General features: G+C 73.4%; 10 protein-coding genes and 2 tRNA genes. 8 read left to right on the forward strand and 4 right to left on the reverse strand.

The features are described 5' to 3' along the window. Nucleotides 1-370: 370 nt before the first annotated feature. A complete protein-coding gene (locus OSR43_RS14205; RefSeq protein ID WP_302267259.1) occupies nt 371-1414 on the reverse strand; it encodes an alpha-hydroxy acid oxidase in 1044 nt (347 codons plus the stop codon). Continuing rightward, a complete protein-coding gene (tyrS, locus tag OSR43_RS14210; protein ID WP_302267260.1) occupies nt 1411-2682 on the reverse strand; it encodes a tyrosine--tRNA ligase in 1272 nt (423 codons plus the stop codon). The genes OSR43_RS14205 and tyrS overlap by 4 nt, the downstream gene beginning before the upstream one ends. A gap of 139 nt (nt 2683-2821) precedes the next feature. Between tyrS and OSR43_RS14215 the strand changes: the two genes are divergently transcribed. The 4 genes from OSR43_RS14215 to OSR43_RS14230 all read left to right on the forward strand — a co-directional run bounded on the left by OSR43_RS14215 (nt 2822) and on the right by OSR43_RS14230 (nt 8657). Then, on the forward strand, nt 2822-4321 hold the full coding sequence (locus tag OSR43_RS14215) for a serine/threonine-protein kinase (protein WP_302267261.1): 1500 nt from the start codon (nt 2822-2824) through the stop codon (nt 4319-4321). 51 nt (nt 4322-4372) lie between these two features. Continuing rightward, nucleotides 4373-7585, forward strand: coding sequence for a response regulator (locus OSR43_RS14220; RefSeq protein ID WP_302267262.1), 3213 nt, complete (start codon nt 4373-4375; stop codon nt 7583-7585). A 130-nt stretch (nt 7586-7715) separates the two neighbouring features. Beyond that, nucleotides 7716-8321 (forward strand): response regulator transcription factor, encoded by a 606-nt coding sequence (locus OSR43_RS14225; RefSeq protein WP_302267263.1) that lies wholly within the window; start codon nt 7716-7718, stop codon nt 8319-8321. Between the two features lie 51 nt (nt 8322-8372). Beyond that, nucleotides 8373-8657: a DUF3072 domain-containing protein gene (locus OSR43_RS14230; RefSeq protein WP_302267264.1), complete on the forward strand. Its 285-nt coding sequence runs from the start codon at nt 8373-8375 to the stop codon at nt 8655-8657. 28 nt (nt 8658-8685) lie between these two features. Here the strand turns inward: OSR43_RS14230 and OSR43_RS14235 are convergent, their stop codons facing one another. Further along, nucleotides 8686-9498 carry an MBL fold metallo-hydrolase gene (locus OSR43_RS14235; RefSeq protein ID WP_302267265.1) on the reverse strand — a complete coding sequence of 271 codons (813 nt, stop codon included), beginning with the start codon at nt 9496-9498 and terminating at the stop codon, nt 8686-8688. Nucleotides 9499-9710: 212 nt separating this feature from the next. Here OSR43_RS14235 and OSR43_RS14240 point away from each other — a divergent pair, with 212 nt between their 5' ends. From OSR43_RS14240 to OSR43_RS14255, 4 genes are all read left to right on the forward strand, one after another. Then, entirely contained in the window at nt 9711-10232 is a 522-nt protein-coding gene (locus OSR43_RS14240) for a DUF2243 domain-containing protein (protein ID WP_302267266.1), read from the forward strand. Nucleotides 10233-10354: 122 nt separating this feature from the next. Beyond that, the gene (locus tag OSR43_RS14245) at nt 10355-11551 is read left to right on the forward strand and encodes a ScyD/ScyE family protein (RefSeq protein WP_302267267.1); all 1197 of its coding nucleotides are present in this window, start codon (nt 10355-10357) and stop codon (nt 11549-11551) included. 180 nt (nt 11552-11731) lie between these two features. Then, the gene (locus OSR43_RS14250; protein WP_302267268.1) at nt 11732-12049 is read left to right on the forward strand and encodes a hypothetical protein; all 318 of its coding nucleotides are present in this window, start codon (nt 11732-11734) and stop codon (nt 12047-12049) included. A 64-nt stretch (nt 12050-12113) separates the two neighbouring features. Continuing rightward, a tRNA-Ile gene (locus OSR43_RS14255) sits at nt 12114-12187 on the forward strand. A gap of 278 nt (nt 12188-12465) precedes the next feature. Here the strand turns inward: OSR43_RS14255 and OSR43_RS14260 are convergent. After that, nucleotides 12466-12538, reverse strand: a tRNA-Asn gene (locus tag OSR43_RS14260). Nucleotides 12539-12577 lie beyond the last annotated feature (39 nt).

The raw sequence follows: 12577 nt of genomic DNA on the forward strand, positions 1-12577 counted from the left end.
AGAATCATTGTCAAAGAAACCATCAACCAACCAACCCCACAAAAGAGGGAGATCAGTCGACGGGGCATAACAAACTAATTCGTCGACTATGACACACTGTTGAGTTCTCAAGAATCACACGCACACCGCGGACAGCGATCCCTCACTGCCCTCCGGGGCTCGCACACCCTAGACACCCAAGACCCACACCAACAAACCGGTGCAGCCCCCGAACCACCAGGACCATGCTGTGGTCAACCCGGGGCCGGAAGCCCGACCAGACCGGCCTTGCTCCCCGCCGCTCCCTGGCGACAGAGAAAACATTAGACGGCCCTCGCGCCAAACACCAAACCGAGACGGCGTGACGGCGAGCACAGGCCGTTTCGCCTCCTCAGGCGCCGGGTACAGCGGCCTGCCGGAGCAGCGAGCGCGCCTCGGCGGCGGTGCGGCAGCCGGCCAGGCGCAGCGCCTCGACCGTCTCCGCGAGCAGCTCGGCGTGCAGGCGGGCCACTCCCTCCTCGCCGCCGGCGAGCGCCCACACCGGTGACCGCCCGAGGAACACCGCGTCCGCACCCGATGCCAGCGCGGCGAGGACGTCGAGGCCGGAGCGCACTCCCCCGTCGACGTACACCTGGGCGTCCCGGCCCACCTCCGCGACCACGGCCGGGAGAGCGGTCGCGGTGGCGACAGCGCGGTCGAGCTGTCGTCCCCCGTGGTTGCTGACCCAGACGGCAGCCGCACCGGCCTGGACGCACCGACGCGCGTCGTCCGGGCGCAGCACGCCCTTGACCACGACCGGCAGCCCAGTGCGGGTCTGCAACCAGTCGATGTCGTGCGGGCCGAGGTCGGTCGCCTTGTCGGCCCCCGGGTGCTGCTCGTGCCCGGGCCCGAAGTTCACGCGCACCAGCCCCGGGTCGACCGTGTCCCAGACGGACTCCCCCACGACGTGCTTGGTCCCCACCACCGGGGTGTCCACGGTGAGCACCACGGCCTCGGCCCCGGCCTCGACCGCGCGGGCCAGCATCGGCTCGGCGAGCGTGCGGTCGCTGGGCAGGTAGGCCTGCAGCCACCACCGGGCCCCGGTCGCACCGATCTCGGCGAAGCCGGTCCCGGCGTTGCTGGACACCACCGTGACGGCGCCGGCCGCGGCGGTGGCCCGGACCATCGCCAGCTCGCCCTCGGGATGCACCGCCCGCTGCAGCGTCGTCGGCGCCACGCCCCACGGCACCTCGCTGCGCCGGCCGAGCAGCTCGACGCCCGGGTCGACGTCGGTGACGTCGCGCATGACGTGCGGCAGGAAGCGGACCGCGCGCCAGGCGTCGGCCGCGCCGGCGGCGGTGAGCGACTCGCGGGCCCCCTGCGCGACGTACTCGAGGACGGGGGCGGGCAGCACGGCCCGCGCCCTCTCCTCCAGGCCGGCGAGCCAGCTGGTCATCGGACCTCGACGCCGGCGAACTTCTTCTTGCCCCGGCGCAGCACCAGCCAGGCGCCGTCGATCAGGTCCGCCTCGGCGGGCACCGCCTCGGCGTCCTCGACCCGGACGTTGTTGAGGTACGCGCCGCCCTCGCCGATCGTGCGCCGGGCCTCGCCCTTGCTCTTGGCCAGGCCGGTGTCCACGAGCAGGTCCACGACCGGGGGGATCCCGCCCGCGCGGTCGACCGTCACCGAGCCGGCCTCGCGCAGGGCGGACCCGAGGGTGGAGCCGCCGAGGCCTGCCAGGTCGCCCCCGCCGAACAGGGCGGCGGAGGCCGCCTTGATCCGCTCGGTCTCCTCGGCGCCGTGGACCAGCGTGGTGACGTGGTCGGCCAACGCCTTCTGCCCGGCCCGGCGGAACGGCTTCTCGGCGTGGGTGGCCTCGAGCTCCTCGATCTCCTCGCGGGAGAGGAAGGTGAAGACCCGCAGCAGCTCGGGGACCTTCTCGTCCTCGACGTTGAGCCAGAACTGGAAGAAGGAGTACGGCGACATCATCTCGGGGTCGAGCCAGAGCGCGCCGCCCTCGGTCTTGCCGTACTTCGTCCCGTCGGCCTTGGTGAGCAGCGGGGTGACGAACGCGTGCGCCCGGTCGCCGGTCGCGCGGCGGATCAGCTCGACGCCCGCGGTGAGGTTGCCCCACTGGTCGGAGCCGCCGAGCTGCAGGTCGACCCCCTCCGCCCGGTGCAGGTGGAGGAAGTCCATCGACTGGAGCAGCACGTAGCTGAACTCGGTGTAGCTGATGCCCGCCTCGAGCCGGCGGCTCACCACGTCGCGGGCGAGCATCCGGTTGACCGGGAAGTGCTTCCCGATGTCGCGGAGGAAGTCGATCGCGGAGACCTGTGCGGTCCAGTCGTAGTTGTTGACCATCGTCGCGGCGTTGTCCCCCTCGAAGGAGAGGAACGGCTCGATCTGCCCGCGGACCCGGTCGGTCCACTCCTCGACGGTGTCGAGGGAGTTCAGCGTGCGCTCGCCGGAGTCACGGGGGTCGCCGATCATGCCGGTCGCCCCACCGACGAGGGCGTACGGCGTGTGGCCGGCCTCCTGCAGCCGGCGGGCGGTCAGCACCTGGACGAGGTGGCCCATGTGCAGGCTCGGCGCGGTCGGGTCGAACCCCACGTAGAACCTCACGCTCCCCGCGGCGAACGCCTCGCGCATCGCGTCGAGGTCCGTCGAGTGCGCGATGAGACCGCGCCACTGGAGGTCGTCGAGCAGGGTGGGGTCGAGGGACACGATGGACCTTCCGTCGGGCTGGGTACCTGCCGACAAGCCTGCCGCATCGGCGGCGCGTCCGCCCACCGGGCTCGGCGTGGAGCCGTCGCTAGGCTGGCTCGGTCCGCAGGCAGCGGAGGCGACGAGGAGGCCCCCCACGGTGATCGCCGGCAGGTACTCGCTCGAGCGCGAGATCGGTCGGGGCGGCATGGGCGCCGTCTGGCTGGCACGCGACGAGGTGCTCGGCCGGGGCGTCGCGCTCAAGCGCATCGGCCTCGCCCCCGGCAGCAGCACCGCCGACCTCGAGCGCGCCCAGCGCGAGGCGCGGCTGGCCGCGCGGCTCAACCACCCGCACGTCGTGGCGGTCTTCGACCTCGTCGACGAGGGGGACGTCCGCTGGCTGGTGATGGAGCACGTGCCGGGCACCACGCTCGCCGAGCTCGTGCGGACCCGCGGGCCGCTGCCCACCGACGAGGCCGCGCGGGTCCTGGCCCAGGCCGCCGACGCGCTGGCCGCCGCGCACGCCGCCGGCATCGTGCACCGCGACGTGAAGCCGTCGAACATGCTGGTCACCGAGGACGGCCGGGTGAAGCTGTCGGACTTCGGGATCGCGCGGGCCGAGGCGGACGCCTCCCTCACCCAGACCGGTCTGGTCACCGGCTCCCCCGCCTATCTCGCGCCCGAGGTCGCCAGCGGTCGGCAGGCGAGCCCGCCGAGCGACGTGTGGTCCCTCGGGGCCTCGACGTTCCACGCGCTGGCCGGCCGGCCGCCGTACGACGTCGGCGACAACGTCCTCGGTGCGCTGTACCGGATCGTGCACGAGGACCCGCCCCGGCTCGACGACGCCGGGTGGCTGACCCCGCTGCTCGCGGCCACCATGGCGCGCGAGCCCGGTGACCGCTGGACCATGGCGCAGGTACGGGACTTCCTCGAGGCCGGGCCCGGAGCCGCGACCTCCCGACCGGTGCCGGTGGCGCGGGCGTCGCGCCACGACGACCACAGCACGCAGCTGCTCGCCCGCACCGGGATGCTGCCGCCACCGCCACCCCCACCGTCGGCCCCGCCGACCGGCGCCGGCGCGACCCCGCAGGCGGTCCCGCCGGTCCCCCCTCCTGCCGGCCCCTCTGCGCCGTCCCTCCCCCCGCCGCCGCCCGGGGCGCCCGAAGACTCGCGCCACCGCGGACGCGGCCTGCTCCTCCCGGTGCTGCTGGGCGTGGCCGCGGTCGTCGTCCTCACGGTCGGCGGCTTCCTGCTCGGGCGCGGGGGCGGGAGCGACGACCCGTCGGGGTCGCCGAGCACGGCCCCCGCACCCACGACGGCCCCTCCGAGCTCGCGGTCCGCGGAACCGGAGCGGCCGACCGCCGAGGGCATCGACGCCTTCATCCGCGACTACCTCCGGACCGCCGCCTCCGACCCCTCGGCGGGCTTCCAGATGCTCACCCCGCAGTTCCAGGCGGAGAGCGGCGGCCTGGCCGGGTACGCCGGGTTCTGGGGTGACGTCGAGTCGGTGCAGGTGCAGCGGGTGCGGCCGGACCCGTCCGGCCCCTCGGTGGAGTACCGCTACAGCTACACGCTCACCAACGGTCGGACGGTCCGCGACGACGTCGAGCTCCGGCTGAGCTTCGAGGACGGCACCTACAAGATCGCCGGCGAGGGCTAGCGCGTCACGACGGCGCTCCGCCAGCCCCTAGGGTGAGCGCGGGAGGTGGGCATGGAGCTGGGATCGCTGTACCGCGACGTCGTCGAGACGGCCCCGGACGGCATCTGGGTCTTCGACCTCGACGGACGCATCCTGTACGCCAACCCCGCACTGGCCCGCATGGTCGGCGTCACCCGCGAGCGTGCCCAGCAGCTCACCGTCTTCGACACCCTCGACGAGCCGGGCAGGGCCCAGTTCTCCGCGCACCTGGAGCAGGTGCGGCAGGGGCGCTTCAACGAGCGTGAGGTCGAGGTGCGGCTGCAGCGCGCGGACGGCACCGCGACCTGGGTCCTGGCCCGCGAGTCCCCGCTGCGCGGGCCCGACGGCGAGGTCACCGGCGTCCTGCACCGGATGACCGACTGGAGCGACCGGCGCCGCGACCTCGAGGAGCTGGTCGAGAGCCGCGGGCGGCTGGCCGAGGCCCAGCGCATCGCCCGGCTCGGCAGCTGGTCCTGGGACCTGGTGCACGACACGGTCGTCGGCTCCGCCGAGATCCACGAGCTCTACGGCTTCGAGCCCGGCGGGTTCCCGGCGTCGTACGACGAGTTCCTCGCGATCCTCCACGACGACGACCGGGCGCACGTGGACGAGCAGGTGCGCGGCGCCCTGGACGGTGCCGACGCCTTCGTCTGGGTCGCCCGCGTGCTCGGCGCGAAGGGCTGGGTGTGGACGCGCGGCCGGGGGGTGGTGCACCGCGACCCCGACGGGCGGGCGGTCGCCATGTCGGGGACCCACCAGGACATCACCGAGGTCAAGCAGACCGAGCTGGCGCTCGTCGACCAGGTCAACCAGAACGTCCTGATGCAGGCCGTGGCGTCCGCGGCGAACGAGGCCCGGTCGCTGCACGAGCTGCTCGGCCAGGCCCGCGACCTGGTGCTGCTGCACGACGACTGGGAGCGCGGCCGCGGGTTCCTGGTCGCCGAGGACGGCACCGGCGTCGCGCCGTACTACATCAGTGAGGAGGACCGGCTCGCCGACGCGGGCGCGCCCGACGTCGCGGCCCGCGAGCTGGCCCTGGCCCAGCGGGCGTTCCACGACCAGCGCCCCGTGTGGGACGACCAGCGGCTGATGATCGCCGCCCCGGTGTCGTACGCCGGGCGGGTGCACGCGGTCGTCACCATCACGTCGGCCCCGCCCCTCTACCGCCACCGCATGATCGAGGAGATGGTCGACGCGGTGACCGTCCAGATGGCGCGCGTGGTCGAGCGCGAGCAGGCCGAGCGCGAGCTGGCCGACGCCCGCGACCAGGCCATGGAGGCCTCGCGGCAGAAGTCGGAGTTCCTCGCGACGATGAGCCACGAGATCCGGACCCCGCTCAACGGCGTCATCGGCCTCAACGACCTGTTGCTGCGCACCGGGCTCGCCCCCGACCAGCTGCGACTGGCGTCGGGGGTGCAGGTGGCCAGCCGCGCCCTGCTGAACGTCATCAACGACATCCTGGACTTCTCCAAGATCGAGGCCGGCCGGCTGGAGCTGGAGGTCGTCGACTTCGAGGTGCGGCCGGTCTTCGACCAGGTCGCCGCGGTCATGGCCGAGGGCGCGCGCTCGCGCGGCCTGGAGCTGATCGTCTCCTGCCACCCCGACGTGCCCGACGTGCTCGCCGGGGACCCGACGCGCCTGTCCCAGGTGCTCACGAACCTGGTCTCGAACGCCGTGAAGTTCACCGAGGCCGGCGAGGTCTTCGTCCGGGCGACGTGCGCACCCGCCGAGGAGGGCCGCACGACCCTGCGCGTGGACGTCACCGACACCGGCATGGGCGTCGACCCGGCCAAGGTCGCTGGGCTCTTCGAGCCGTTCACCCAGGCCGACGCCTCGACCACCCGCGTCTACGGCGGCACCGGGCTGGGCCTGGCGATCTCCAAGGAGATCGTGGCCGCGCTCGGCGGCGAGATCTGGTTCGAGCCGAACCCCGCCGGCGGGAGCACCTTCTCCTTCACCGCGGCCTTCGACCGGCCCGCGGGCACCACCACCGACCCCGGCGACGCCTACGCCCGGACCTGGCTCGCCGGCCAGCGCGTCCTGGTCGTCGACGACAACGCCCACAACCGCCTCATCCTCGAGGAGCAGCTGCGCTGCTGGCACGTCCGGCCGCTCAGCGTCGCGACCGCCGACGACGCCGAGCGCGCGCTCGCGGGGGCGGTCGCCGAGGGCGATCCCTTCGACGGGGCCCTCCTCGACCTGGCGATGCCGGGACGCGACGGCCTCGACCTCGCCCGCGCGGTGCGCCGGGACGCGACGTACGACGCGCTGCGCCTGGTCATGCTCACCTCTTTCTCGGAGGTCGACCCCGCCGCGGTCGCGGAGGCGGGGATCGCCAGCTGCCTGACCAAGCCCGTGCTCGCACCCGTGCTGCGCGGCGTCCTCGTCGGGGCGCTGGCCGGCGTCGACGCGGCACCGGTGGCGTCCGCCCCCGAGCCGCAGGCCGGGCGCGAACAGCGCGTCCTGGTCGTCGAGGACAACCCGGTCAACCAGATGGTGGCGACGGGGCTGCTGGAGTCGATGGGCTACGACGTGGTGACGGCCGAGGACGGCGTCGCCGCGCTCGAGGTGCTGGAGCGGGAGTCCTTCGACGCCGTGCTGATGGACGTCCAGATGCCCCGCATGGACGGGTACGCCGCGACGCGGGAGCTCCGCCGCCGCGAGGGCGGTGCGGGGGGCGCCGGCCGCGTGCCGGTGATCGCCATGACCGCCGCCGCCGTCGAGGGCGAGCGCGAGCGTTGCCTGGCGGCCGGGATGGACGACTTCCTGACGAAGCCGGTGGACCCGGCGGCGCTCGGGTCCGTGTTGTCACAGTGGGTGGGGCCGGGCTCGGTCCCACCACCCGAGGAGGAGCAAGTCATGGAGATGCCACCGTCAACGCCGGTCGAGGGGCTCGACGTCGAGCGCCTGGACATGCTGCGGGACCTCGACCCCGGGAGCACGGCCTACCTGGACCGGGCGATCGGGAACTTCCTCGCCAACTCGGGCCCGGCGGTCGACCGGATCCGCGAGACCGTCGCCGACGACGACGCCGACGCGATGCGGCAGGCCGCGCACAAGCTGGCGGGGAGCGCCCTCAACCTCGGCGTGCTCGAGGTGGGGGCCGCCGCCCGGGAGCTGGAGTTCCTCGGCGACGCGGGGACCACCCAGGGTGCGGAGCCGCTGGTCGACGCGCTCGCGGCCGCCGTACGGCGCGGCCAGGGGCTGCTGGAGGAGTACCGCGCGGCGTACTCCTCGGCCGGCTGAGGCACTCGCCGTACCGGTCGGGGACGACCGGATCCTGACCGAGAACCGCTCCGACCAGCACTTTTCACCCCTTCGGGCGACCTCTTGCGGTCCATGTCGACCCTCGGTCCGGCTTAGGTTCGTACTCATCATGAAGAACGCTCCAGACGACGCGACGGACGACGCGAGGGCAGCCGGCAGCAGGCCGGTGCGGGTGGGCCTGGTGGACGAGTCCGAGCTCGTGGCCACCGGCGTGGAGGGCATGCTCGCCCAGCACCCCGGCCGGGTCGCGCACGTGGAGCCCGAGGTCGCCGACGTGGTCCTCTGCGACCCCGTGGGCCGGGGCGTCGACATCGAGGCGTACCTGTCCGAGGTCGCCGGCCGCAGCCGCGGCCGCATCGTGGTCTACACCTGGCGGCTGGACCCGGGCAGCGTGCGGCGAGCCGTGTCGGCGGGCGCACAGGGCTTCGTGTCGAAGTCCGTGGACTCCGACGAGCTGGTCCGCGTGGTCGAGCTCGTGCACGACGGGGACGTCGTCCAGGCACCGGCCGCCACCATGCCGACCAGCGACTCCCTCAGCGGCCGCGAGGCCGAGGTGCTCTCCTTGATCTGCCGGGGCCGGAGCAACCTGGAGATCGCGGCCGAGCTCTACGTCTCGGTCAACTCGGTGAAGACCTACATCCGCCAGATCTACCACAAGATCGGCGTCGCCCGGCGCTCGCAGGCCGTCGCCTGGGGCATCGAGCGCGGCTACTGATCCCGCCCCAGGGACGGGTTTGCCGGCCGGTGCGTCGGGTACGGGGCGGACATGAGTGATTCGAACACAGATGCGAACGCCGCGATGAACCCCTCGGCCGACGGCGACGTCCTCGGCGCCGAGAACCCCGACGGTCAGGACGCCCCCACCAACGCCCAGAAGGACCCCGAGGACTGGGTCACCGGCGACGAGCCGATGACCGGCGCCCAGCGCAGCTACCTCGACACGCTGGCCCGCCAGGCCGGCGAGACGATCCCGGCCGACCTGACCAAGGCCGAGGCCTCCGAGCACATCAACCGCCTCCAGCAGGCGACCGGGCGCGGCACGGACGGCTGACGCCTCCGCCCTCCCCCGCGGGGTCGGCTCAGGTGAGCTCGACCCGCCCACCCCGCTCGACGGTGCGCAGGTGGGTCGGCAGGCCGCGCTCGCGGCAACGCGCCAGGAACTCGGCGCGGTCGGACCGGAAGACCGTGTAGTCGTCGAAGTGCACCGGCACCGTCACGGCCGGCTCGAGGAGCTCCACCAGGTCGGCGCCCTGCCGGTCGTCCATGGTCACCAGGACGCCGAAGGCACGCGTGCCGCCCAGGTGCACCACCGCCGCGTCGAGCGGCCCGGTGCGCTCGACGACGTCACGCAGGTAGGGCCGGAACAACGTGTCGCCGCTGATGTAGACCCGGAAGACCGGCCGACCCGGCTCCTCCAGCTCCAGGACGCTGCCCATCACCGGCGGCATCACGTGCTTGGCCGGCCCCGGACCGTGCTGCCCGGGCGCGGCGACGATGCGCAGCCGGCTGTCGCCGCTGGTCAGCGAGAGGTCCTCCCAGGTGCGCATCCCGTGCGCGCCGAGGAAGCCCCACTGACCGAGCTTCCGGCTCGAGGCCGGCGTCGTCGCGACGAGCAGCTGACGGTCAAGCTGCTCGCGCGCGATGCGGTCGAAGTGGTCACCGTGCAGGTGGCTGAGCACCACCCCGTCGAGCCTCGGCAGGTCGGCGGGCTGCCGCGACGGCTCGGTGAGCCGCTTGGAGAACAACCCTTTGCCGAGGTAGGCCCGCTGCCCCCGGTGCAGGAAGTTCGGGTCGGTCAGCAGGGTGAACGGACCCAACCGGAGGATCGTCGTCGCCGTGCCGACGAACTCGAGTGACGCTGCGGTGGGACCACCGTTCGCAGGGATGCTCATGCGGCCCGGGTTCCCGTCGGCCGACGTGCACAAACCGCGCGGCTCTGCCGGCGTCCTGGGACGCGGTGGTCAGAGCCGGGCCGTGGACCTGGGGGGTGTGCCCACGGCCCGGCGATGCAGAAACTAGTCGGCGGCGGTCCGCACGGCATCGTCCGAACGGACGATTCTCGAGCGGGTTGAGGTCCTAGGACCGGCGTGGGTACCGCGCCGCCATGGCCACCTCCGAGACACCCACCGACCGCCGTCCCACGAGAGCGGCCGGGCTGCTGTACGGCATCGGGCTCGGCGGCTTCGTCGACGGCATCGTCCTGCACCAGCTGCTGCAGTGGCACCACATGGTCAGCCACGTCGACGACACCCCCACCACGACCGTGGCCGGCCTGGAGGCCAACACGTTCGCCGACGGGCTGTTCCACGTGCTGGCGTGGCTCTGCGTCGTGGCCGCGTCCGTGCTGACCGTCCGGGCCTGGCAGCAGGGGCGGCTCGCGCCCACCTGGTCCTTCCACCTCGGGCTCGTCCTGGCCGGCTGGGGGCTGTTCAACGTCGTCGAGGGTCTCGTCGACCACCAGCTCCTCGGCGTGCACCACGTCCGGGACGACCTCGGCGCTCCTCTGTCGTGGGACCTCGGCTTCCTCGCCGCCGGCGCCCTGCTGGTGGTCGTCGGGTGGCTGGTGCACCGCCGCGGCGCGCGCGACGTCGCGCGAGCGCAGCCCCGCACGACCACGCCCCGCTGAGCCCGGAGCCGCGCCGGGACTTCCCCCATGTGGGAGATGCGCCTGCGCCGGGCGGCGGACTTGGGTGGTGAACCGTGCGCTCCCCGCACCCCCATCCACCCCGCCACCGGAGGAAGTTCCCCATGACCCGTCCACGGACCGTGCTGCTCTCGGCGCTGGTCGCCAGCACCGCCAGCGCCGCTCTCGCCGCCGCCGCCCTCGTGCCCGCCGACGCCCACCCCCGCCACGAACCCGACGACCTCACCACCATCACCGCCCTCAGCGGGCCCCGCGGCGTCGACTCGGTCGGCCGCGGGCTGACCCTCGTCACCGAGGACGACGGCACCTTCAGCCTCGTCGTCGAGCGCCGCGACGGGACCGCTGAGGTGCGCGAGCTGGGCGGCCTGCCGGCGGCCGCCGGGTTCGCCCAGGCCATCTCCGCCGCCCATGGCAAGGTCTACTTCCTCACCGGGGGCGGTGGCGCCGCCGAGGGCCTGCCGCCCGGCGCGGCCACGCTCTACGTGTGGTCCGGCGGCACGCTCGAGCCGCTCGCGGACATCGGCGCGTACCAGGTGGACGACGGCGACCCCTACGACATCGAGAACGTCCCGACGGACACGAACCCCTTCGGCCTGCACGCCCTCAAGGACGGGACCGTGCTCGTCGTCGACGCCGGCGGCAACGACCTCCTGCGGGTCTGGCCGGACGGCACGGTGAAGACCGTCGCGGTGTTCAAGCCGCGCGTGGTCGCCGTTCCCGACGACCTTCCGGAGCCTCCTGCCGGCCCGCTGCGCCGCCTGGACCGGGGTGCGCCCGAGCCGGAGCCGGAGGCGCCGACCACGCCGGCGGAGTCCGTCCCGACCTCGGTCACCGTGGGTGCCGACGGCTACTGGTACGTCGGCGAGCTGCGCGGCTTCCCCGCGACGCCGGGCACCTCGCAGGTGTGGCGCATCAAGCCGGGCTCGCTGGGTGCGGTGTGCGACCCCGCGGCGTACGACCGGCGCCACCACCGCGCGGCGAAGCACCCGGCGAAGCACCGCAGCAGCTGCACGCGCTACGCCGACGGGCTCACCTCGATCGTGGACCTCGCTGCCGACCGCAGGGGCGGGATCTACGCGCTGAGCATGTCGAAGGCCGGCTGGCTGCAGGCCGAGTCCGGCACCCCGGGCGCCGAGGTCGGCGGGCTGTTCCGCATCACCCCGCACCGCAATCACACCCACGTCCGTGAGCTCGTCCCGGGGAAGCTGGTGCTGCCCGGCGGCGTCGACGTCGCCAAGGACGGTGACATCTACCTGACCGGGCCGGTCTTCGGTCCCGGCGCGCTGATGAAGCTCGACTGACCGGTTCCACGACGCGTGTAACGCGGGAGGGCCGTCGGGACAGGTGGTGGTGCACCACCTGGACGACGGCGGCTCCGGTCCCTGCAGGGGCCGGCCCGTCCAGCGCGGCGCAGGTCGGCCCGCCCTCGGTCCCCACGGGGGGCGGGTCGACTGCTGCCACCCACCGGGCACTGTTGTCCCATGAGTGGCGAGCCGGACTTCGACGCGATCACCAACTGGGCGATGTCCCTGCTGACCATGCGGGTCAACACCCCCTCCGGCGAGTGGCTGCCGGCGGACTTCGAGCAGGTCTACCAGCAGGGCTGGGCCGAGCTCGAGTCGGCGTTCGGCGCCAGCACCGCCAGCGAGATGGCCATCCTCGACCTGGCGAACATCGCGATGCACCTCGTCGACTACCTCGTGGCGGTCACCGGGCAGCCGGCGTCGCGCTGGTTGGAGCAGGTGCGGCAGGACTACGTCGAGGCCGACGACGTCGACGGGGACGAGGGCGACGGGTGAGGCGGGTGAGGCGGGCACCCGCGGCCTCCGCCGCGTCGGCGCCCGGCTAGGCTCCCGGGCTCGCGGGGCGTTAGCTCAGTCGGTCAGAGCAAGGGACTCATAATCCCTGGGTCGTGGGTTCGAGCCCCACACGCCCTACCCGGACGTGGACCGCTGGCCGCAGGCAGGTCCAGGGGGCCGACGACTGTCGCCGCGCCGGCTGCCCGCGGTACGCCTCCTCGACCGACCCTCTGCTGAGTCCGCGCCGAGGAGGGACCGGCCGTCACGCAGATGTGCTGGCCGCCAGGGGGTCGCGGTCAGTCCGGCCACGTGGCTGCGCCGATGGCGACCCATCCAACCGAACCGCACAGCCGCCCGCAACCAGGTGCCGAGACGCAGCGAGGGCCCGGCACGTGGTGCCGGGCCCTCGATCTCTGCTCCCCCGGTTGGACTCGAACCAACAACCCTCCGGTTAACAGCCGAATGCTCTGCCAGTTGAGCTACAGGGGATCGGTGCAGCGCGCACACATTAGCAAGGCTCCGCGGCGC

The sequence above is a fragment of the Nocardioides sp. Arc9.136 genome (assembly GCF_030506255.1).
Classification (GTDB): Bacteria; Actinomycetota; Actinomycetes; order Propionibacteriales; family Nocardioidaceae; genus Nocardioides.

What these genes read in the sequence shown, in the direction of transcription:
- OSR43_RS14245 (WP_302267267.1), top strand. Translation starts at nt 10,355, where the DNA reads ATGACCCGTCCACGGACCGTGCTGCTCTCGGCGCTGGTCGCCAGCACC.
- OSR43_RS14220 (WP_302267262.1), top strand. Translation starts at nt 4,373, where the DNA reads ATGGAGCTGGGATCGCTGTACCGCGACGTCGTCGAGACGGCCCCGGAC.
- OSR43_RS14250 (WP_302267268.1), top strand. Translation starts at nt 11,732, where the DNA reads ATGAGTGGCGAGCCGGACTTCGACGCGATCACCAACTGGGCGATGTCC.
- OSR43_RS14230 (WP_302267264.1), top strand. Translation starts at nt 8,373, where the DNA reads ATGAGTGATTCGAACACAGATGCGAACGCCGCGATGAACCCCTCGGCC.
- OSR43_RS14205 (WP_302267259.1), bottom strand. Translation starts at nt 1,414, where the DNA reads ATGACCAGCTGGCTCGCCGGCCTGGAGGAGAGGGCGCGGGCCGTGCTG.
- OSR43_RS14235 (WP_302267265.1), bottom strand. Translation starts at nt 9,498, where the DNA reads ATGAGCATCCCTGCGAACGGTGGTCCCACCGCAGCGTCACTCGAGTTC.
- OSR43_RS14240 (WP_302267266.1), top strand. Translation starts at nt 9,711, where the DNA reads ATGGCCACCTCCGAGACACCCACCGACCGCCGTCCCACGAGAGCGGCC.
- OSR43_RS14225 (WP_302267263.1), top strand. Translation starts at nt 7,716, where the DNA reads ATGAAGAACGCTCCAGACGACGCGACGGACGACGCGAGGGCAGCCGGC.